This window comes from Suttonella indologenes (assembly GCF_900460215.1).
Classification (GTDB): Bacteria; Pseudomonadota; Gammaproteobacteria; order Cardiobacteriales; family Cardiobacteriaceae; genus Suttonella; species Suttonella indologenes.
Genome location: NZ_UHIA01000003.1, coordinates 517,538 through 538,150, shown reverse-complemented (window position 1 = coordinate 538,150; position 20,613 = coordinate 517,538). Strand labels below are relative to the sequence as shown.

The following is a 20,613-nucleotide window of genomic DNA, read 5'->3' as shown; positions in this document are numbered from 1 at the left end:
ATATTTTCTGTTATCTGATAACATCAGCCATATCCGGCATATCGATACGGTATTTTAATCAGTCATATATTCTGAACTAAGAGGTTTCCATGCTATTGAGCGACATGATTTCCAAACAACGCGTCATCTTTGCCGAGCAATTTGCCGATTGGCGGAGCGCTGTCCATCATGCCTGCAGCGTACTGTTGACCGACGGCAGTATTCAGCCCGCCTATGTGCAAGCCATCATCGACAGCATTGAAAAGCACGGCGCCTATATCGTGATTGCCCCCGACATCGCCATGCCGCACGCCCAAGGCAATGCGGAAACGGTTGCACGCAGCGTGGTAAGTTTTATGAAAGTCGAGCGACCTGTCATTTTTGATGCCGATGACCGCAGCAAAGACGCCAGACTGTTTTTCACGCTTGCCGCACAAGATTCCAACAGCCATTTGGAAAACATGGCTGCTCTTGCAGAAATGCTGGATAATGAAGCCCTGATTGCGGATTTACTCGCCGCCAATCAGATTGACGATTTGCGCCGCATTTGCGCGCAGTATCATATTTAGGAGAACGTATGAACCAACTCGAAGCCCTGAAACAAATGACCGTCGTGGTTGCCGATACCGGCGACATCGAAGCGATTAAGCAATACCAGCCGCAAGATGCGACTACCAATCCCTCGCTGATTTTAAGCGCCGCCGCACTGCCGCAGTACGCCGCGCTGATCGATGAAGCCGTCGCCTACGGCAAAAGTCAAAGCAATGACTTTGAAGAACAATTAGCCCATGCGCAAGACAAATTGGCGGTCAATATCGGCTTGGAAATTCTTAAAATCGTACCAGGGCGCGTTTCTACCGAAGTGGATGCCCGTCTTTCTTATGACAGCGACAAAACCGCTGCCAAAGCGCGCCAATTAATCCGTTTATACAATCAAGCCGGCATCAGCAATGAGCGTATTTTGATTAAAATCGCCTCCACATGGCAGGGTATTCGCGCGGCAGAAATCTTAGAAAAAGAAGGCATTAACTGCAATCTCACTCTATTATTCTCGCAAGCCCAAGCGCGTGCCTGTGCGGAAGCCGGCGTTTATCTCATCTCACCTTTTGTCGGGCGCATTTTGGATTGGTACAAAGCCAATACCGGCAAAGAATACAGCGCGGAAGAAGATCCCGGCGTCTTATCCGTCAAAAGCATTTATGATTACTACAAAGCGCATGGCTACAAAACCATCGTCATGGGCGCCAGCTTCCGCAACCGCGGCGAAATTACCGCCATTGCCGGCTGCGACCGCCTGACCATTGCCCCGCCCCTCTTGGCAGAATTACAAGCCAGCGAAGAAACCCTGCCGCGCCAATTAGAAGACAAAGGTGCCTATCAGGAAAAACCCGCAGCTTTAACGGAAGCGGAATTCCTGTGGCAGCACAATAGCGATGCAATGGCAGTGGAAAAACTTGCCGAAGGTATCCGTAAATTCGCCGCCGACCAAGAAAAATTAGAAAACTTGCTGCGTGCAAAATTCTAATTCTCTCAAAACCCAGTCTCCGTTATCGAGCGATAGCGGAGGCTGTTATCGTATATTCAAACTCGCAGCCACAGAATTTGTGCATACATACCGATTCTTTATATCCTTTTACCGCACAGAGAGGAAATCATGTCTTTTTTCGAACAGTTAAAAACACAAGCCCAGCAAGAATGGCAAGCCTATACCCAACATGAATTTTTACGGCAATTGGCGCAGGGGACGCTTGCCGAAGAAAGCTTTCAACATTATTTGAAACAGGATTATTTATTTCTGCGACACTTTACCCGTGCATGGGGGTTGGCAATTTACAAAAGCCGTCGTATTGAGGATATGCGCTACGCGCAAGCAGGTATCAATGCCATGTTGGATACGGAAATTGCCTTGCATATCGAATATTGCAGACAATGGGGTATTAGCGAAGAGCAGCTGCATCAAGAACCGGAAGCCAGTGCCTGCGTGGCATATACGCGTTACGTACTGGATTGCGGCGCAAGCGGCGATTTGCTGAGTTTGCATGTTGCTTTGCTGCCCTGTTTGATTGGTTATGCGGAGTCGGTCGACTGGATATTGGCGCAAGCTTTCACTGTCTTAGAGAATAATCCTTATCGTCCGTGGATTGAAATGTATGCAAGTGCCGAATACCGAGAAGCGGTGGATTATGCCAAACGGCATTTGGACAAACTGGCTGCGGATATCACAGCGGCGCAGCAGCAATCTCTGCTTACGGTGTTTAAAACGGCAACACGCATGGAAGAAGCTTTTTGGGAAATGGGATTGCAGCGTTTGATGTGAGTGATATAGCCGGGGAACTGAAAAAGTATCGGGGGCGGTTTGTTTGACTTTGTGCTCTGTACGGTCGGTGCCTTGTATAGTTGTTCACTTCTCCGGCTATAGCGATTATTTGATTAGCTGTTTTCTTCATCCTTCTGAAAACGCTTTTGATTAAATAAAAAAGTGTCGATGACGTTTTGAATATGCAGGCGCATGGCTTCTCGCGCTTCGTTTGGATTACGCTTTTGCAGTGCGATTAAAATAGCCAAATGTTCTGCTTGGGAACGCAGCGGCATATCTTGCGGTGTGAAAAAATGCTGCAAACGTGAAAACATCGCACCATAGCCATGCCCTAAAAATATTCGCAAAATAGCCGCATAGGCATCGTTCCCGGAGGCTTCGGCGATGCGTATGTGGAATAAGCGGTCGCCAATGTGGATAGTCGAACCGTCAAAATTATCACGCACATTCAGTAAATAAGCATCTTGAATTTGGCTTAAATCCTGCTCGCTCATATTTTCTGCCGCCAAAGCAGCGGCTTCGGGCTCAATCAATAATCTTGCATGTAATAAAGAAAAGGGTGAAATCTCTTCTTCTTCATTCAGATAGGGGGCGATGTCTGGGTCGGTAGCCGTTTGTATATGCGGTATTTTTTCTTCTTCCGCCATTTGCACATAAATGCCGCTTCCGAGTTTGACTTGCACCCAACCTTGTATTTCTAAGGCAATGACGGCTTCTCGAATGGATGTACGGCTAACGTTGAGTTGCTTGGCCAATTCACGTTCAGGCGGCAGGGCACTGCCTACAGGATAGATGCCTTGTCTAATGTTTTCCTTGAGTTGCCGAGCAATATTTTTATAGAGACGCATAGTGCTACCTTTGGTTTGACCGCCTGCATTATATCTTGAGATATTGGTCTGATAAAAAAATATTGTACAGACCAAATTTTTTGTTTATATTAAGCCTCATCAAATATCAGCAGAGGTAAATGATGCGTCTTGAAAATAAATTTGCCCTTATCACCGCTGCAGGACAAGGGATTGGTCGCGAAACAGCCTTAGCTTTCGCGCGTGAAGGAGCAACAGTGATTGCCACCGATATTAACCAAAGCGCCTTGGAAAGTTTGGTCGCTGAAGATAGCACAGGGCGCATTCAAAGCGCTTTCTTAGATGTGACCGATGTCGCCGCCATTCAAGCATTTTGCCAGCAATATCCGCAGACTAATGTCTTATTTAACTGCGCGGGCTGGGTGGCGGCAGGCGATGTTTTGCAGGCGAGTGCGGAAGATATGAACCGCTCATGGCAGATTAATGTGATGTCGCAATTTCATTTAATCCAAGGCTTATTGCCGCATATGCTCAAAAATGGTGGTGCTTCGATTATTAACATGGCTTCGGCGGCATCGAGTGTGAAAGGGGTGGTCAATCGTTTGGCCTACAGTACGACTAAGGCAGCTGTAATTGGTCTGACCAAAGCCTTGGCGGCAGATTATGTGACACAGGGTATTCGGGTGAATGTGATTTGCCCCGGTACGGTGGAATCGCCATCTTTGCATGAACGTATTGCCGCGCAAGCCGTACAACAAGGGCGCAGTGCTGATGAGGTGATGAAGGATTTTGTGGCGCGTCAGCCGATGGGCAGAATTGCTAAAACCGCTGAAATCGCCGCGCTGGCGGTGTATTTGGCTTCAGATGAGTCGGGATTTACGACAGGGGCGCAGCATATTATTGACGGCGGTTGGTCAAATTAAAGGAGTTTTAAAATGAAATTAGTGCGCTATGGTGCAGAAGGTCAAGAGAAAGCAGGGCTGATTGATGAGAACGGTCAATTGCGCGATTTATCCGCCATTGTGGCAGATATTGATGGACAGGCTTTGGCGCGGCTTGAGGAATTAAAGCGCTTAGATCAAAGCGCTTTGCCCTTTGTTGAAGGCAATCCGCGTTTGGGTGCCTGTGTGGATAAGGTCGGTAAATTCATTTGCATTGGTTTGAATTACTCCGATCATGCCGCCGAAACAGGTGCGACGGTACCTGCCGAGCCTGTGGTATTTAACAAATGGACAAGCGCCATTTGCGGACCCAATGATGATGTGTGGATTCCGCGCGGTTCGGAGAAAACCGATTGGGAAGTGGAATTGGGCGTTGTAATTGGAAAAACGGGTAAATACATCAGCGAAGAAAGCGCTTTGGATTATGTGGCGGGTTTTTGTGTGATTAATGATGTTTCCGAACGCGAATATCAGCTGGAGCGCGAAGGTACTTGGGATAAAGGCAAAGGCTGCGACCGTTTCGGTCCGATGGGGCCTTATTTGGTGACCAAAGATGAGGTGAAGGATTTTAATAATTTAGCTATGTGGCTCGAGGTTGATGGCGTTACTTATCAAAACGGTAACACCAACACCATGATTTTTAAAGTGCCCTATTTAATTCATTATTTAAGCCAATTCATGACCCTAAATGCAGGCGATGTGATTTCAACAGGCACGCCGCCGGGAGTGGGCTTGGGGCAAAAACCGCCTGTGTATTTACGCGTAGGACAAACCATCCGATTGGGTATTGAAGGCTTGGGCGAGCAACGCCAGAAAGTGGTCAATGACCCTGCCGCCGTCTAAAGGCAAAGCAAAGCGCTTTGGGCATTTTTGAGGAAAAATTATGAGCATAATTATTGATTTGGAAGTATTTGATATTCGCTTCCCCACCTCGCAACACTTAGATGGCTCTGATGCCATGAACCCAGATCCCGATTATTCCGCCGCGTACGTCATTTTAAAAACCGACGGTCAGCATCATGGGCATGGCTTAACCTTCACCATTGGACGCGGTAACGATATTTGCTGCGCCGCGATTTTAGCGATGCGCCATTTGGTGGTGGGTTTGAGCTTAGAGGAATTCAAACAAAGTCCTGCGGCGGTGTGGCGCAAATTAACCTCAGACAGCCAATTGCGTTGGATTGGCCCCGACAAAGGCGCCATGCACTTGGCAACAGGGGCTGTGGTCAATGCGCTTTGGGATTGGTACGGCAAAGAAGCAGGCAAACCCGTCTGGCAGCTGGTTTCTGATATGAGCGCGGAAGAATTGGTTAATTGCATTGATTTTCGATACTTAAGCGATTGCATCACGCCTGATGAAGCGCTTTCATTGCTCAAACAGCGTGACAACGGCAAAGCCGAACGCCGCACCACTTTGCTCGAAGAAGGCTATCCCTGCTACACCACGTCTGCAGGTTGGCTGGGCTATCCCGATGACAAACTCCGCCGTTTGTGCCAAGAAGCCATTGATGCAGGCTTTAATTATGTGAAACTCAAAGTCGGGCGCGATTTGGAAGACGATAAACGCCGCGTGCGCATTGCGCGAGAAGTTTTGGGCGAACAGCGCCATTTGATGATTGATGCTAACCAAATTTGGGAACGTCAGCAAGCCATTGATTGGGTGAAGGAATTGGCATTTGCCAAACCTTGGTTCATTGAAGAGCCGACTAGCCCCGATGATGTGGAGGCGCATCGTGCAATTCGTCAAGCCGTGGCGCCGATTCAAGTGGCAACGGGCGAGATGTGCCAAAACCGCATTTTGTTCAAACAATTTATCATGCGCGAGGCGATTGACATTGTGCAGATTGATGCTTGTCGCATTGGTGGCTTGAATGAAGTCTTGGCAGTGCTGTTAATGGCGGCGAAATATGGCTTGAAAGTCTGTCCGCACGCAGGCGGAGTCGGGTTGTGTGAATATGTGCAACATCTTTCCATGATTGATTATCTCTGCTTCTCGGGCGATAAATCAGGACGCGTCACCGAATACGTTGACCACCTACATGAGCATTTTATCGAGCCATGCCTGATTGAAAACGCCGCCTATATGCCGCCGAAATTGGCAGGTTTTTCGATTGAGATGAAAGCGGAGAGTTTGCACGGACAGTATTCAAAGCGCTTTGGGCAGTAAGTCAGGATTGGCGCCATGAAACTCGATGCCCATCGCCATTATTGGCGTTATAACGCGCAAGAATACAGCTGGATTACGGATGCTTTGGCGGCGTTTAAGCGTGATTTTTTACCTGAAGACGCTGCCGAGTTGGACAAAGCGCTTGCGTTGGACGGCGTGATTGCGGTGCAAGCGCGTTCTAGTGAGCGTGAGAACGATTTTTTGCTGACCTTAGCGCAACAAGGCTCAATTCAACATGACACGGTTCGGGCAGCGCCGATTATGGGCATTGTCGGCTGGGTGGATTTGTGCGCGGCGGCGGTGGGCGAGCGTTTGGACGTTTACCGCGCCCAGCCGTTAATACGCGGTTTTCGTCATTTGGTGCAAGATGAAGCCAATCCTAGCGCGTTTTGGGCGCAGGCGGATTTTAATCGCGGTCTGCGTGCGCTTCAGCAGCGCGGTTTTGTTTATGACGTGTTGGTCAAACAGGCGGATTTGGCGGCGGCGGTGGCATTTTGTGCGCGCCATGACCAAGCGCTTTTGGTGCTTGATCATCTTGGCAAACCTCAGTTTCCAAATGGACGCCAAGATTTACGCCAAGATTTCCCTGCTTGGTATCGGCAGATGCAAGAATTGGCGCAAATGCCGCATGTGGGCGTGAAGATTTCGGGTTTGTTGCTAGAGGCGGGTGCGGGTTCGACTTGGGAGACGGTCAAGCCTTACGTTGAAAGCGCTTTGACATTGTTTGGCGCGGCGCGTTGTATGTTGGGCAGTGATGACCCTGTGTGTTTGTTAAGCCATAGGCGCGGCGAGGTGCTTGAATTTTGGCATAGCGCTTTGGCAGGCTTGAGCGCTGCTGAGCAAAACGCTTTGAGCGGAGAAACGGCGGCACGGTGGTATGGCATTGGCGGACTGGGAGATTAGCGATGGATTTGTTTTTAAAAGATAAGGTTTTTATTGTCACGGGCGGCGGCGCCGGCATTGGCGGCGCGATTACGCAAACCTTGATTGATGAGGGCGCGAAGGTGGCGGTGGTGGCGCGTTCGGCGATTCATGAGGACGTTGCCAAGCGCTTTGGCAATCATTTCATTCATGTTGTTACCGAGTTATCCGATGATGAGGCCTGCGCAGGGGCGGTTGCGAAAAGTATTAAACACTTTGGGCGGTTGGACGGTTTGGTCAATAACGCAGGGGTGAATGATAACGTGAGTCTTGAGCATTCGGTGGCTGACTTTCGCGCCTCATTGGAGAAAAATTTGACCCATTATTTCGCCATGATGCACCACGCTTTGCCACATTTGCGTGCCAGCAAGGGCGCGGTGGTCAATATCGGCTCAAAAACGGCATGGACAGGGCAGGGGCAAACCAGCGGTTACTGTGCCGCCAACGGCGCACGCGCGGCGCTTACGCGCGAATGGGCGGCGGCGTTGTTAGATGACGGCATTCGGGTGAATATGGTGGTGCCGGCCGAGGTGATGACGCCGCTTTATCGGCGCTGGATTGATAGCTTTGAGAATGCCCAAGAAAAGTTAGACAGCATTATCTCGAAAATCCCACTGGAAAAACGCATGACCACGCCTGAGGAGATTGCGGCAATGACGGTGTTTTTACTCTCTAGCCGTTCAGCGCATACCACAGGGCAGCAGATTTTTGTTGATGGCGGTTATACCCATCTCGACCGCTCATTAACGTAATTTCAACCACAATAGAGGAGAATAATCATGAAAAAATCCGCTCTTGCATTGGCATTAGTCGCCAGCTTGGCACAGGCTGAGGTCACTATCGGCTTGGACCAACCGCGCAACGATACCGATTTCTGGACGGCGTTTGCACATTATGTGCCGCAAAAAGGACAGGAATTGGGCGTAAAATTGTTTAATACGTCGTCCAACAATGATGCGCAAAAAATGATTGCCAATACCCAGCAGATGTTGCAATCCAATGTGAATGCGATTGTGCTGGCGCCGCAAGATACCGCCGCCACCATCAGCGCTTTGAACAGCGCCGAGCAAAAAGGCGTGCCGGTGGTGACGGTAGATACCCGTCCTGATGCGGGCAAAGTGTATATGGTCGTGCGCGCCGATAATAAAGCCTATGGCAGCAATGCCTGCATTGTCTTGGGTGAAAAATTAGGTGGTAAAGGCACGGTGGTTGAGTTTCAAGGTGCGCTCAATTCCATCAACGGGCGCGACCGCTCCGAAGCCTTCGCTGCGTGCATGAAAGAAAAATATCCGCAGATGAAAGTGATTGAAGTGCCGACCGATTGGAAAGCCGAACCTGCGATTGCAGGTTTGCAAACCGCTTTGGCAGGCGGCGAGGTCAATGGCATTTATATGCAGGCGGGCGGTGTGTATTTGCAGCCGACTTTGGCATTTTTGCGTCAGCAAAACAAACTCGTACCCGCAGGGCAGGCAGGGCATATTGTGATTGTTTCCAATGACGGCATTAAATCGGAGCTGGAGGCGATTGCGCGCGGCGATATTGATGCCACCATTTCCCAACCTGCCGATGGTTATGCGCATTGGGCGATTTTCTATGCCAAAGCCGCCGCTGAAGGCAAAACCTTCCAAGTAGGTCCCACCGAGCACGGCTCCAATATCGTGCAGCCGCGTGAAGGTTTGTTGGAGGACCAAATCGCCGCGCCTGTGGTGAGCGCAGATGGCGCGACCTTGGGTGAATTGCAGACGGTGAAGTTTGATGATAAATCGCTGTGGGGTAATAACTAAGTCCTAAAGTTCAAGCGCTTTGTGCTTTTCACGCAAAGCGCTTTTTTGAATCAATAACAAAGGAAGCGATATGACAACGGAAAACTCTCAAACTGCCGCAGTGCCTTTAGTTGAAGTGCAGGGGGTGGTCAAGCGCTTTGGTAAAACGACGGCTTTAAACGGCGTAGAATTAAGGGTTCATGCCGGCAGAACTCATGCCCTTGTCGGGCGCAACGGAGCCGGCAAATCCACCTTGGTTTCCATTTTGACGGGGCTGAATGCGCCCGATGAGGGTTGGGTGAAATTCAGCGGCGAAGCCGCACCCGCACTTAATGATGTTAATGCTTGGCGATCGCGGGTGGCTTGTGTCTATCAAAAACCGACCATTTTCCCTAATCTGACGGTAGCGGAGAATCTGCTTATTAATCGGCAAGACTTGGGCAAACGCCTGATTTCTTGGCGTGAAGTAAATCGTGAAGCGCAAAAAATTCTTGATGCTTGGGATATTTCTGTTGATGTGCATTTGGAGGCAGGACTCTTGGATGTGGAAAACCGGCAATTGGTAGAAATCGCGCGTTCTCTCTCTTATGGCGCGCGTTTTATCATTTTGGACGAACCCACCGCCATGCTCGAGGGCAAAGCCATTACGCGTCTTTTTGAGCGGATGCGCAAATTGCAGGAGCAGGGCGTCACTTTCTTATTTATTTCCCATCATTTAACCGAAGTATATGACATCTGCCACGATGTGACCGTATACCGCGATGCAAGGCATATTGTGACGGCACCGGTCGCCGAATTTCCGCAAAAACAGATGATTGAAGCCATGACGGGTGAGCGTTATGAAGACAAAGTGTATACGCCGCGCGAATTACCTGATGAGCGTGTATTGGAAGTGTCGAATTTAAGTCATCGGTTCCGTTTTAACAATCTGAATTTTGCAGTGAAAAAACGCGAAATGGTCGGTTTGGTCGGCTTGGGCGGCTGCGGCAAAGTAGGCTTGGCGGAGACTATTGTCGGCTTGCAAAGTGCGGTCGGCGGCGAGATTTATATCAATGGCAAAACATATGCGCGTGACAGCGTGCGTGCCGCGCTTGATGCGGGTATTGGTTTTGTGCCGCAAGACAGGCATCACGGCGGTTTTGTGCCGGAAATGAGTATTGAAGAAAATGCCACCATGACCATTTTGCCTGAGCTTTCCAGTGCTAAATTGGGCATCATTGACCGCCAAAAACGCTTCAATTTGGCTTCGCAATGGATTAAAGCCCTTGATGTGAAAACTTATGGCGCTGAGCAGGAAGTGGCAGGATTGAGTGGTGGCAATCAACAGAAAGTCGTACAGGCGCGTGCCATGGCAAATGAACCGCAGCTGCTTGTGATGATTAATCCTACCGCCGGTGTGGATATTAAAAGCAAACATACGCTGCTTGACTATGTGGCGCAGGAAGCGGAGCGGCGCGAGATGGCAGTGATTATCGTCTCTGACGATTTAGACGATGTGCGCGGCTGCGACCGTGTGATTGTAATGCAGCATGGCAAAATGGCGCATGAATTCAAGCAAGGCTGGAACGATAATATGCTGATTGCCGCGATGGAAGGCATGCTCGAAGCAGACGAAGCACCCTATCAATTTGTGCCGCAGGCGGCGCAAGAACAAGCACAACACATATAGAGGAAAATGTATGAGTACCACAACCCCGAATCAAAGCAGTCCATCAAGCGGATTTCGTTGGAGCAGTTTGCGCGATTTTGTCTTAGTTCCGCCCATTTTGCTGATTTTGCTGATTGGGCATTTGACCACGGATAATTTTCTGACATGGGGTATTTTGAAAATTCCCATTGAACAAGCCACGCAAATTGGCATTTTAGTATTGGCGCAGGCGATGGTGATTATCATCGGGCGTATGGATTTATCGCTGGAATCGACCTTTGGACTGGCGCCGGCGATTGCCGTTTGGGCGGTTGCCGGCATTGGCTTTGCGCCGAATGTAAGCGGTGCTTTTTTGCCGGATTTTTTGGCATTGCCGGTCGTATTATTGGTCGGCGCAGCGGTGGGCTTGATTAATGCAGTGATGATTGTCAAATTCCGCCTGAACGGTTTTATCGTCACATTGGGTATGCTCACCGCTTTACGTGGTCTGCAAACCTTCTTAACTGGCGGTGCAAGCTTATACCAATTGCCCAAATCGATCGCAGGCTTGGCGCATTTTAGCTTTTTAGGCATGTCGCTGTCGTTTTGGGTATTTGTGAGCTTGGCGGTGGTATTGATTTTGTTTATGCAGTTCACGCGCCACGGTCGCGCACTCTATGCCGTCGGCGGCAATGCGCCGGCAGCAAAAGCCGCCGGCATTCAAAGTGAAAAAGTGATTATGGGCGTACTCATTGCCGCCAGTCTCATGGCGGCATTGGCAGGCGTACTGTACACCTCGCAATATGCTTCCGTAGGGCAGTCGCAAGGATCGGGCTACATTTTCACGGTCTTTGCCGCATGTGTGATCGGCGGCATTTCTTTAAACGGCGGTCGAGGCTCAATCTTTGGCGCAGTCACAGGCATTTTACTGCTTAAATTTATCGACCAATTATTGCGATCATTGCAAGTCTCAGGCACGGTGATTGAGTTTATTACGGGAACATTTATCTTATTTGCATTGATTATTTCGCGTATTGCTTCAGGCAAACCGCAGGATTAATGTGCTAAGCGCTTTGAGAATGCTCAAAGCGCTTTTTTTATGGTTAGGAAACAGCTATGCAAGAATTTGTCTTATTACTAGATTTAAAAAACGATCCGCAATTAATCGCCGAATATGAGCATTATCATCAAAAAATTTGGGCACAAGTATATGCCCATTTACGCAGTGCAGGCATTGAAAGCATGAGCATTCACCGCTTTCAAAATCGTTTGGTGATGCTTGTCACAGCGAAACCGGCGTTTACTTGGGAGCGTTTACATCAAATGGCGGAGCATAATCCTGATGTTCAAGCATGGGAAGAATTAATGGATACCTATCAACAGCGCTTTGATGGTGTGGCTGGTAAATGGCAATTGGCGGCAGAGATTTTTGATTTGGAGAAAAATCATTAGTCTAATTCAGCTGTTTATGAATGGTCTGAAGTTTTAGGGCAGCCAATCTAATAATGTTCTTTTATTTTCCGAGCCGCGTGGAGGTACTGCGTTTAAACATTCGCCGCTTAATACGCGTTCATATTTTTCCAGATAGTCTTTTGTCATACGCATGGCGCTGAATTTTTCTCGCGCATAGTCATGGCAATGTTGCCGATTAAAATCTCCCCAATATTGCATGGCATGGCGTAATTCGCTTTGGCTGTTAGATAAAAATCCCATTTCAGGAGATACGATTTCAGGTAGTGAGCCATAGGGCGTAGCAAAAACAGGTGCGCCGTAATATAGGCTTTCCACTACAGCCAAACCAAAAGGCTCATGCCACAAAACGGGAAATAGCAAGCCTTTAGATTGTGGTAAATAACGCGATTTTTCCGCATTACTGACCATACCAAAAAATCGGGCTTTAGGCGTAAAGGTAAAGCGCAACCCCATTTTGAGGTTAAATCGATAACCGCCGAGTACATATAATTTTTCATCAGACAAAGATTTAACCAAATCAATTGCGCCGCGAACGTTTTTGACTTTCCATGCAGCTTTTGCAAGAAAATGGAAAAATTTTTGTGATTGCTTTAAATCGGGTTTGTCATAATCTTCCCAATCCAAACCGTTATGGACAAAGCATTGTCCGCCGAAGCGTTGCGCATGATTTTGGGATATAAAAATGGTGTTGCGCTGCAATTTAGCATCATTGTTGTATATATTGCCGTGTAATGTGAACACATAAGGCGTAGTTAATTTTTCCATACCGACTGCACCGCTATGAAAATGCACTATGTCAATATCTTGTGGTAAATCTTGACTGATATCGTGAATGCTGTCATAGGGAATAATTGGTGCGAATGGACAATGAGAACCTTGTTTGACGATAAAAACTACTTCATGTCCTAATTGGACTAAAGCTTTTCCCAAGCCCCAAATAACGCGCTCTGTACCGCCATATTGATGAGCAGGAATAAAGCTGTTTTGTACAATTGCAATTTTCATTTTGTAACATCTTTTTCAAATAATTTAAAAGTCTAGCTTATATAATAGACATCTCAAAATCAATTTTTAGAAACTTGCCCATCTGCCACTGATGGTTCTGATAGTAACCGTCAGTGGCAGATGGTTTTTTATTGCGCCGCGAGAGCGATGGTTGCCAAGGTCAGGCGGCAGGAGAGCAGCATGATGCCGAGGGTCAGCGAGGCGCAGCGGAAGGCTTTGATGTCTTGCACGCTCGGCGGCGTGATTTGGGTATTGTGCGGGTCGATGTCATTGTCTAATTGCCATATCACCCTCTACTAGACTAAACAACAACACAAAAACGCGCTATTTTATACCAATTGCAGACAAGTATTTACGTTAGAAAAATAACAAAAGCGCTTTATCTAAATTCTATCTTTGTAGATTGGCAATGTTTGGGTATACTAGCGCGCATATTTTCAATATGCCTTCAATACTATGAAATCTTTTTCCCCCGTTCTCACTTTATCTGCGGCATTGATTATTGCCTTTACCATTATTGGATTTTTCTTCCCTACCGCCTTTGGCAACGTTGCTGCCAGCACCTATGATTGGGTTGCAAGCACATTTGGCTGGGTATTTATGCTATCGGTATTCGTATTTGATGTCTTTTTAATTGCGATTATCTTTACACGCTACGGCAAACTCAAACTCGGGCGCTTTGATGAAGAACCAGAATTTGACACCATCTCATGGATTGGCATGTTATTTTCAGGAGGTCTTGGTGTGGGGATTGTTTTTTGGGGCGTCGCTGAACCAATGACCCATTATCTAAATCCACCCATGGTTGGCATTGAGCCTCAATCTATAGAAAGCGCGCGCCTTGCTATGGGCTATACCTTTTTCCATTGGGGCGTTTCCCAGTGGTCAATTTTTGCCATTGCAGGTTTAATTATCGGTCTGTTTCAATTTCGCATGAAACAAGATGGCTTGATATCCACTTCGCTCGAATCTGTTTTTGGTAAAGACTATGGCGGTAAAAAAAGATATTTTATTGATATTTTAGCTATTTTCGCCACAGTTGTCGGAATTGCCATTTCACTAGGATTAGGCGTTTTGCAAATTAATGGTGGTTTATCACAAGTGTTTGGACTCCCTAAAAATACTTTGGTTGAAATCATCATCACCATTGTGCTGGCTATTATTTTTATGATTTCTGCAACCACTGGCTTGCATCGTGGCGTCAAATTTCTATCTAATCTAAATATCTTTATCGCCTTTGGATTGACCGTTTTTGTCGTTATTCTTGGACCAACCACAGTTATCTTCAAAGCATTTGTAACAGGCATTGGAGACTACCTCAGCCACTTTATCGAATACAGCCTACGTCTAGACCCATACCAAATCAAACAAAACTGGGTTGAAAAATGGACCGTATTTTATTGGGCATGGGTTATTTCTTGGAGTCCTTTTATTGGCGCTTTCATCGCACGTATCTCGCGCGGGCGTACCATTAGAGAGTTTGTTATAGGCGTATTGATTGTCCCGCCAATGATTTCCTTTATTTGGATTGCAGCTTTTGGCGGCAGCGCCATCTTCATGGATTTATATGAAAGTGGACAAATCGCACAAATTGTTGCTCAAGATAACACCCAAGCGATGTATGCATTTTTGCATGCTTTACCTATACCGCTAATCACCTCAACAGCAACTATCATTTTAATTGCAACATTTTTGATTACCTCTGCCGATTCCGCCACCTATATTTTGGCGAGCATGAGCAGTGGTGGGTCGTTACAGCCTAAATTTAAAATCAAAATGTTTTGGGGCGTATTGCTTGCTTTAATTTCTTTGGCTCTATTGGCTTCCGGCGGACTCAAAAGCTTACAATCTGCCGCGATTGTTGCAGGGCTACCTTTCACCATCATTCTAATCATCATGCTTATGGCGATTATCAAGGTGTTAAAATTTGAAGCAGATATGGTTATTCCAATTCAAATGCCCACACAGCGCCCAAATCAAGATGAAGTGGATAAAATTGCTGCCGAGCTACTCAAACAGCAACAAGAGAAAAACTCTAATTAAACCCATAGAAAAGATGAGCTGGTAACCTCCAGCTCATCTTAATTTTAAAATGTCTATTTATACCCAAACCTATACCTCCCCTGTGGGCGAACTTCTATTAGGGGAATATAACTATCAGCTTTGTTTATGTGATTGGCACAATCGCCCTAAGCATAACGCCTTTATCAAGCGTTTAAGCGAGCGCGCACAGCAAAGCATCATTAATCAAGACACCCTGCTCTTACAACATGTCAGACAGCAATTAGAGGAATATTTTACTGGCAAACGTCATAAATTCATTTTACCTCTACGCCCTATCGGCACAGCTTTTCAACAGCAAGTCTGGCAAGCGCTACGCTATATTGACTACGGGAAAACCAGTTATTATCAGCAAATTGCCTATAATATTGAGCGCCCCAATGCAATTCGTGCTGTTGCCAATGCTATTGCTGCCAATCCGCTTGCCATCATTATTCCTTGTCATCGCATCATTGCTAAAAACGGACAGCTGCAAGGTTTTGCTGGCGGAATAAATACCAAAGAGCAACTCCTAAATCTTGAGCAACAATACTGCGCCTCTTAAATCGTTGCTTTTATCTCCATAAAAAAAACCCCTAAAACAAATATTGCCTTAGGGGTACAAGCATAATCAACAACTTTTTATTCTAAACAACTTACAATAGAGGGCGTTCAGAAATCTGTGTCAGTTCAATCAAAGGCTCATCACCTTATCTAAGCACCCGGGGAAATGGATAGACAACTGCATCATAGTTTGTCCCCAATTGTTGATAGGTCATGTCCATTTCTCACCGGCATTTAGCATAGCCACATACAGTAATCTAAGCAAGCTGTTTTCATTGGGGAAAGCCCCTTTAGTTTTAGTCAACTTACGAAACTGGCGATGCAGCGCTTCAACCGTATTGGTGGTATAAATGGGTTTCCTGACTGCCTCAGGGTACTTAAAATAAGCCGATAGTAAATGCCATTTCTCTCGCCAAGAAGCTATCACCGCAGGATATTTACTGCCCCAGAGTCTGTCGAGTTCATCAAGGGCCAATTCGGCAGATTCTTTATTAACCGCCTTATACACAGGCTTTAAATCACACATAAAGGCTTTTTGCTCCTTGCTGGCTATGTAACGAATACTGTTACGGATTTGATCAATCACGCACAACTGTACCTCGGTATTAGGAAATATCGCCTCAATGGCTTCAGGGAAGCCTTTTAAACCATCAACACAGGCAATAAGAATATCTTCTACGCCACGATTGTGTAAATCCATCAGCACAAACAGCCAATAATTGGCGCCCTCACTTTCAGAGCAGTAAAGTCCAATAAGCTCTTTATGCCCCTCAGTATTGAGGGCTAACAGTGTATAGACTGCTTTATTGACATAGCGTCGCTCATCTTTGACCTTATAGTGAATAGCATCAAGCCATACGATACGATTGTCTATTTCAGGGCTGAGCTTAGTTTGGTGTTTCTTGACTAAGACAGGCTCAAATTCTCCATTGCGGTCACGAGGAGTTTCAAGTTCGAAGCTGCCAAGTGCCGATTTGACCGTCTTTTTACTGTAACCGTTACGGCGGTTATTACTATTGAGATTCTGCCCAAGATAACTTTCTATTTCAGCTGATAAAGCTGCTTCAGTAAGTTGTTTAATAAGCGGGGCTAGGACCCCATCACTGCCTGTGATGGGCTTACCTGATTGAATGGCTGTTAAAGCTTCGTTAAAGTCAAAGTGTTGCATAATGTCATTCCTTGTTTTCTGGATAGTTTATGGGAGTGACACAGTTTTTTGAACACTACCTGAAAAAACATAAAACATCAAAACCAAAGCTACTGGCACAAAACCAGTAGCTTTGGTTTATCTTTAATGCACACTCATCAAAACGAATACCCCACCTGAAACCCCGTTACCCATTTCTTCGTCTGAAAATATTCAGGTTTCTTCACTGCACGACTGGCAAATAAATCATAGTGTAAATTCCCACCCACTTTCATTTGCCCACGCACACCAATCGTTGCACCGGCCAAAGTTTGTCCCAACAACCATTTTGCCGATTGTCCCGAAACATGTCCCACATCTGCGCCTACATACAGTTGATGCCCTTGTTTAAACCGCCAACTCAAATCATTGCGCCAATACCAACCACGTTCCGCAGCCAAACTCATTTCACCATCAAAACCACGCACGGTGTAACGCCCACCAATGGCGATTTTATCTTGTGGTGTTAACGGCGTTTTATTCCATTGTGCTTGAATGGTTGTGTCGTAAGCAAAAGATTGTTTGCCGATTTGAAAGGGGATATTCACATCCGCGTTGGCTGTCCAAATCTTCATACGCGAAGTGCCTTCGCCAAATAATTCCTCAGGCGCACGCAGAGCATCACTCATACCTGTCCCGCGTTTGTAAGCAATCTTAAATTGAGCCGTACTGTTACCAATGTATTCTTTATGGCTTAACTCGGTCAACCAACCTGCCGTTCTACGGCGTTGCACCGTAATCTCCGCATCGTCAATATAGCTTTGTGTTTCGCGTGTCCATAATTTCGCACCAACATGTGTTTTGCGTTTGGCATCGCGGTAGATTAGGCGGTTGAAACCCAAATCGGTGTTGTAACTTTTGCCGTTGTAATCATACGCTGCGCTTAATCCTGCTACGGCTTGATGATAACGGTAGCCGCTGTGATTGAATGCCCATGTCCATTTGCCAAACGGAACAGAGTAATGCAGCGCATAATTATGTGTACCACCTTTTTTCAGGCTGCCTGAACTGTCTGCTGCATCGGGCACATTACCAATGGAACGTCCATAGTTCACATAAAACAAATCGCTTAATCCCAATGGATTATCCGCCGAGAAAGTAATATTGCCTTGATATTTACCTGTTGCCTTTGTACCCGAATCATCTATCCCCACACTCAAACGATAAGGCAACAATCTTTGCTGCCATTTCACCAGTACCGTACTTTGATTGGGTACCCCGTCCACCGGCACAATTTGAATATCCGCTTCTGCTGTCGGAATGCGTTTTAAATTCTCCAAACCCTGTTCCAAATCACGCAAATTCAAGATGCCGTCTGAACGCGTGGGAAATTCATTTTGAAACGCCGCAATGCGTCCAGCATGAGTTTGATTCGCTTGCGACATATCCACTTCAATATTTTTAAGATAACCTGCCAACACCGTTAAAACCAGCTTACCGCTATTTAAATCCTGTGGCGCAGCCAAAATGCGCGTGGTGGTGTAACCCCGTCCAATCAAAATATTTTGCGCAACCGTCATAATGTGATTGATGTCGCCCGCATTCAAACACTTGCCAGCCTGAAAACCTGTTTCGCGCAAGGCACGTTTTAGGGCAAACTGAAACCGAGCATGGTGTTCGCCTTCCAAAATCACTTCATTAATGGCAAAACATGGTTGGTCGTCTGCATCGCCGATAGATTGACTCACTGATTCATTAAAGCGTCCGCCATTCAAACGCACATCCGTTTCAGGCTGCATGGTTTGGCGCAACTGCTCTTCGCGTTGGCGTTGCTGAATATCTTGCTGCATACGGATTTCGGCGGGGTTGGGGGCGGCCAACAAAGCCGCAGGAGCCATCATGCCTGCCGATAAGCAGCACCAAGACAAAAAGCGAATATTAGGCAAATAGGATAAAGGAAGTTTCATGGCATGGTCGCAAAATCAATAAAATCATCAATGGGCATTCAATACACGATTGCATCAAGTTTTAAAAGTTAAAATTCTCAAACCCTTATCGCTCCCTTTATGATACAAGGCGCGTACAGTCGTATTGGGAAATAACCGGCGTACCGCTAAGCGCATTTGATGACTGTGTCCCAATGGCGCAAACCATTGAATCAGCCAAATATTGTCGCCACAGTTCCAATCGCTGTTGTCGCGCAAATGGCGGTCGGATTGCAAATAATGCGCCTGTGCCACTTCATCAAAATAGGCCCACGAAATATAACCGATTGGTTGAGAACCCTTGCAAAACAAAGCGAATTGCCCGTTTTTTAACACAGGCAACACATACGTCATCATCTCCACAATAGGCACTTGGCGATGCGTAGGCGACTGATACCATAACCAAGTGATGGCACCAAGTGCTTCGCTTTCGTTCCATTGTTCATTGGGGTAGAGTTTAGGGGAGATGATGTTTAAGGGTGGAGTGATGGGCATATTTTAAGTTAGGGTTAGTGTTGGTTAAAACAAAAAATGGTTTCAGGCAGTCTGAGATGAAATATTTCACGTTAAAACATAGCCTTAGCATATGAGACTGAACTGCGTGAGCAACGAGTTGCCCATCCTTGTATCTTTCCAAATGTGTGGATAAAAACGTATTATGCACACAAAAACCAAACAGAGCAGGAAATTGAGTCCAACCTAAGCGCAATGACGCTGTAACGTAGATGAACCTGCTCTGTTTCCCATCAGTTTAATCTGAATAGTATCCAAGTGCGCGATTTGGCTCGCAGACACTGCATGAACAAGGAAAGACACCATGGTGGACAGCATTCAACATATCATAGGCGTTGATGTTTCTCAACAAAAATGGGACATTGCCTACCTTAAAGACATCCGCAAACGCAGCATCCGCAGCAAAATTTTGGACAACAATCCCGATGGCTGCCTGAAATTCATTGAATGGATTGAGAAAAACATCACCACTGATTTATCTACCGTTCATGTGATTATGGAAGCAACAGGCGTTTATCACGAGTTGTTGGCATATTTTTTACACGATAAAGGCATCAAAGTCAGCATCGTTAATCCCAAGTACATCCTTGATTTTGCCAAATCTCTGGGTACGGTGCACAAAACTGACAAAAGCGACAGCAAAGTGATTGCCTTATACGGTGCAACGCCCACCATAGATATTGAACTGTGGCAGCCTGAAGCGACCCACATTCGCCAGCTTAAAGCCAAATTGGCTCGTTTGGACGCTTTGAAAGCCGATTTACAACGTGAAAATAATCGCTTACATTCAGCCCAAATCGCCAATACACCCGAGAAAGTGTTGTTGTCATTGAACCAAATGATTGCGGCTTTGGAACAAAATATTGCCGACTTGCAAAACGATGTGGATAATCACATTGACCAACACCCTGATTTAAAAAACGATATTAAGCTATTGCAAAGTATTCCTGCTGTGGGTAAAGCAACTGCCTTAGATATGGCGGTATTGTACCGCAGCCGACAATTTACCGGCGCAGCACAAATGGCAGTCTTTTGGGGCTTAATTCCCAAAGAAAAACAATCGGGTCAATTCAAAGGCAAAGTCATGTTGAGCAAACGTGGCAACAGCAGAATGCGGGCTTTACTGTATATGCCAGCCATTGTTGCCAAGCGTTACAATCCTGATATTCAAGCCCATTATGAGCGCTTGTTGGCGCGTGGTAAAACAAAAATGCAAGCGATTGGGGCGAGTATGCGCCGATTGGTACACATTTGTTTTGGTGTACTTAAACATCAAACCGTTTATCAAGCCCAAACTGTGTGAATTTTTTTACAATATAGGCTTGACTGGGAAGATAGTATCTACCATTTACCATTTTGTGTTAATTGCACAGGCTACGCTGGCTA

The 20,613-nt window shown here is 46.5% G+C and carries 20 protein-coding genes and 1 pseudogene; 15 read left to right on the top strand and 6 right to left on the bottom strand.

The window, feature by feature from the left end; genetic code table 11:
- The first annotated feature begins 89 nt into the window (after positions 1 to 89).
- The 3 genes from DYC63_RS02985 to tenA all read left to right on the top strand — a co-directional run bounded on the left by DYC63_RS02985 (position 90) and on the right by tenA (position 2,296).
- Entirely contained in the window at positions 90 to 548 is a 459-nt protein-coding gene (locus DYC63_RS02985) for a PTS sugar transporter subunit IIA (RefSeq protein ID WP_115217864.1), read from the top strand.
- 8 nt (positions 549 to 556) lie between these two features.
- Positions 557 to 1,504: a transaldolase gene (tal, locus tag DYC63_RS02980; protein ID WP_115217863.1), complete on the top strand. Its 948-nt coding sequence runs from the start codon at positions 557 to 559 to the stop codon at positions 1,502 to 1,504.
- A 129-nt stretch (positions 1,505 to 1,633) separates the two neighbouring features.
- Entirely contained in the window at positions 1,634 to 2,296 is a 663-nt protein-coding gene (tenA, locus tag DYC63_RS02975; RefSeq protein ID WP_115217862.1) for a thiaminase II, read from the top strand.
- 113 nt (positions 2,297 to 2,409) lie between these two features.
- Here the strand turns inward: tenA and DYC63_RS02970 are convergent, their stop codons facing one another.
- Positions 2,410 to 3,144 (bottom strand): FadR/GntR family transcriptional regulator, encoded by a 735-nt coding sequence (locus DYC63_RS02970; RefSeq protein WP_115217861.1) that lies wholly within the window; start codon positions 3,142 to 3,144, stop codon positions 2,410 to 2,412.
- 122 nt (positions 3,145 to 3,266) lie between these two features.
- On the opposite strand from DYC63_RS02970, the gene DYC63_RS02965 reads away from it, so the two are divergent.
- The 9 genes from DYC63_RS02965 (at position 3,267) to DYC63_RS02925 (ending at position 11,973) form a co-directional block, all read left to right on the top strand.
- Entirely contained in the window at positions 3,267 to 4,025 is a 759-nt protein-coding gene (locus DYC63_RS02965; protein ID WP_115218046.1) for an SDR family oxidoreductase, read from the top strand.
- 12 nt (positions 4,026 to 4,037) lie between these two features.
- The gene (locus tag DYC63_RS02960) at positions 4,038 to 4,886 is read left to right on the top strand and encodes a fumarylacetoacetate hydrolase family protein (RefSeq protein WP_115217860.1); all 849 of its coding nucleotides are present in this window, start codon (positions 4,038 to 4,040) and stop codon (positions 4,884 to 4,886) included.
- Positions 4,887 to 4,926: 40 nt separating this feature from the next.
- On the top strand, positions 4,927 to 6,210 hold the full coding sequence (locus DYC63_RS02955; RefSeq protein ID WP_115217859.1) for an L-fuconate dehydratase: 1,284 nt from the start codon (positions 4,927 to 4,929) through the stop codon (positions 6,208 to 6,210).
- 15 nt (positions 6,211 to 6,225) lie between these two features.
- Positions 6,226 to 7,113 (top strand): amidohydrolase family protein, encoded by an 888-nt coding sequence (locus tag DYC63_RS02950; protein ID WP_115217858.1) that lies wholly within the window; start codon positions 6,226 to 6,228, stop codon positions 7,111 to 7,113.
- Positions 7,114 to 7,115: 2 nt separating this feature from the next.
- The gene (locus DYC63_RS02945; RefSeq protein WP_115217857.1) at positions 7,116 to 7,883 is read left to right on the top strand and encodes an L-fucose dehydrogenase; all 768 of its coding nucleotides are present in this window, start codon (positions 7,116 to 7,118) and stop codon (positions 7,881 to 7,883) included.
- Between the two features lie 27 nt (positions 7,884 to 7,910).
- Positions 7,911 to 8,915 (top strand): sugar ABC transporter substrate-binding protein, encoded by a 1,005-nt coding sequence (locus DYC63_RS02940; protein WP_115217856.1) that lies wholly within the window; start codon positions 7,911 to 7,913, stop codon positions 8,913 to 8,915.
- Positions 8,916 to 8,985: 70 nt separating this feature from the next.
- Positions 8,986 to 10,563 carry a sugar ABC transporter ATP-binding protein gene (locus tag DYC63_RS02935; RefSeq protein WP_115217855.1) on the top strand — a complete coding sequence of 526 codons (1,578 nt, stop codon included), beginning with the start codon at positions 8,986 to 8,988 and terminating at the stop codon, positions 10,561 to 10,563.
- A gap of 10 nt (positions 10,564 to 10,573) precedes the next feature.
- Entirely contained in the window at positions 10,574 to 11,581 is a 1,008-nt protein-coding gene (locus DYC63_RS02930) for an ABC transporter permease (RefSeq protein ID WP_115217854.1), read from the top strand.
- 56 nt (positions 11,582 to 11,637) lie between these two features.
- Complete coding sequence (locus DYC63_RS02925) at positions 11,638 to 11,973, top strand: L-rhamnose mutarotase (RefSeq protein WP_115217853.1); 336 nt, start codon at positions 11,638 to 11,640, stop codon at positions 11,971 to 11,973.
- A gap of 33 nt (positions 11,974 to 12,006) precedes the next feature.
- Here the strand turns inward: DYC63_RS02925 and DYC63_RS02920 are convergent, their stop codons facing one another.
- Both DYC63_RS02920 and DYC63_RS12565 read right to left on the bottom strand, forming a co-directional pair.
- Positions 12,007 to 12,999 (bottom strand): glycosyltransferase, encoded by a 993-nt coding sequence (locus DYC63_RS02920; protein WP_115217852.1) that lies wholly within the window; start codon positions 12,997 to 12,999, stop codon positions 12,007 to 12,009.
- A 128-nt stretch (positions 13,000 to 13,127) separates the two neighbouring features.
- A complete protein-coding gene (locus tag DYC63_RS12565) occupies positions 13,128 to 13,289 on the bottom strand; it encodes a hypothetical protein (RefSeq protein ID WP_172459385.1) in 162 nt (53 codons plus the stop codon).
- A 166-nt stretch (positions 13,290 to 13,455) separates the two neighbouring features.
- On the opposite strand from DYC63_RS12565, the gene DYC63_RS02915 reads away from it, so the two are divergent.
- A complete protein-coding gene (locus DYC63_RS02915; protein ID WP_115217851.1) occupies positions 13,456 to 15,042 on the top strand; it encodes a BCCT family transporter in 1,587 nt (528 codons plus the stop codon).
- A 49-nt stretch (positions 15,043 to 15,091) separates the two neighbouring features.
- Positions 15,092 to 15,604 carry a methylated-DNA--[protein]-cysteine S-methyltransferase gene (locus DYC63_RS02910; RefSeq protein ID WP_115217850.1) on the top strand — a complete coding sequence of 171 codons (513 nt, stop codon included), beginning with the start codon at positions 15,092 to 15,094 and terminating at the stop codon, positions 15,602 to 15,604.
- Positions 15,605 to 15,733: 129 nt separating this feature from the next.
- Here the strand turns inward: DYC63_RS02910 and DYC63_RS02905 are convergent.
- The 3 genes and pseudogenes from DYC63_RS02905 to DYC63_RS02895 form a co-directional block, all read right to left on the bottom strand.
- Positions 15,734 to 16,774 (bottom strand): annotated as a pseudogene (locus DYC63_RS02905) (IS256 family transposase).
- 134 nt (positions 16,775 to 16,908) lie between these two features.
- Positions 16,909 to 18,696, bottom strand: a complete 1,788-nt coding sequence (locus tag DYC63_RS02900; protein ID WP_115217849.1) for a ShlB/FhaC/HecB family hemolysin secretion/activation protein — start codon at positions 18,694 to 18,696, stop codon at positions 16,909 to 16,911.
- A 54-nt stretch (positions 18,697 to 18,750) separates the two neighbouring features.
- Complete coding sequence (locus DYC63_RS02895; protein WP_115217848.1) at positions 18,751 to 19,209, bottom strand: protein-lysine palmitoyltransferase; 459 nt, start codon at positions 19,207 to 19,209, stop codon at positions 18,751 to 18,753.
- 322 nt (positions 19,210 to 19,531) lie between these two features.
- Between DYC63_RS02895 and DYC63_RS02890 the strand changes: the two genes are divergently transcribed.
- On the top strand, positions 19,532 to 20,530 hold the full coding sequence (locus tag DYC63_RS02890) for an IS110 family RNA-guided transposase (RefSeq protein ID WP_115217847.1): 999 nt from the start codon (positions 19,532 to 19,534) through the stop codon (positions 20,528 to 20,530).
- The last annotated feature ends 83 nt before the right edge of the window (positions 20,531 to 20,613 follow it).

Coding starts and splice junctions, on each gene's coding strand:
- DYC63_RS02985 (WP_115217864.1), top strand. CDS start 90: ATGCTATTGAGCGACATGATTTCCAAACAACGCGTCATCTTTGCCGAG.
- tal (WP_115217863.1), top strand. CDS start 557: ATGAACCAACTCGAAGCCCTGAAACAAATGACCGTCGTGGTTGCCGAT.
- tenA (WP_115217862.1), top strand. CDS start 1,634: ATGTCTTTTTTCGAACAGTTAAAAACACAAGCCCAGCAAGAATGGCAA.
- DYC63_RS02970 (WP_115217861.1), bottom strand. CDS start 3,144: ATGCGTCTCTATAAAAATATTGCTCGGCAACTCAAGGAAAACATTAGA.
- DYC63_RS02965 (WP_115218046.1), top strand. CDS start 3,267: ATGCGTCTTGAAAATAAATTTGCCCTTATCACCGCTGCAGGACAAGGG.
- DYC63_RS02960 (WP_115217860.1), top strand. CDS start 4,038: ATGAAATTAGTGCGCTATGGTGCAGAAGGTCAAGAGAAAGCAGGGCTG.
- DYC63_RS02955 (WP_115217859.1), top strand. CDS start 4,927: ATGAGCATAATTATTGATTTGGAAGTATTTGATATTCGCTTCCCCACC.
- DYC63_RS02950 (WP_115217858.1), top strand. CDS start 6,226: ATGAAACTCGATGCCCATCGCCATTATTGGCGTTATAACGCGCAAGAA.
- DYC63_RS02945 (WP_115217857.1), top strand. CDS start 7,116: ATGGATTTGTTTTTAAAAGATAAGGTTTTTATTGTCACGGGCGGCGGC.
- DYC63_RS02940 (WP_115217856.1), top strand. CDS start 7,911: ATGAAAAAATCCGCTCTTGCATTGGCATTAGTCGCCAGCTTGGCACAG.
- DYC63_RS02935 (WP_115217855.1), top strand. CDS start 8,986: ATGACAACGGAAAACTCTCAAACTGCCGCAGTGCCTTTAGTTGAAGTG.
- DYC63_RS02930 (WP_115217854.1), top strand. CDS start 10,574: ATGAGTACCACAACCCCGAATCAAAGCAGTCCATCAAGCGGATTTCGT.
- DYC63_RS02925 (WP_115217853.1), top strand. CDS start 11,638: ATGCAAGAATTTGTCTTATTACTAGATTTAAAAAACGATCCGCAATTA.
- DYC63_RS02920 (WP_115217852.1), bottom strand. CDS start 12,999: ATGAAAATTGCAATTGTACAAAACAGCTTTATTCCTGCTCATCAATAT.
- DYC63_RS02915 (WP_115217851.1), top strand. CDS start 13,456: ATGAAATCTTTTTCCCCCGTTCTCACTTTATCTGCGGCATTGATTATT.
- DYC63_RS02910 (WP_115217850.1), top strand. CDS start 15,092: ATGTCTATTTATACCCAAACCTATACCTCCCCTGTGGGCGAACTTCTA.
- DYC63_RS02900 (WP_115217849.1), bottom strand. CDS start 18,696: ATGAAACTTCCTTTATCCTATTTGCCTAATATTCGCTTTTTGTCTTGG.
- DYC63_RS02895 (WP_115217848.1), bottom strand. CDS start 19,209: ATGCCCATCACTCCACCCTTAAACATCATCTCCCCTAAACTCTACCCC.
- DYC63_RS02890 (WP_115217847.1), top strand. CDS start 19,532: ATGGTGGACAGCATTCAACATATCATAGGCGTTGATGTTTCTCAACAA.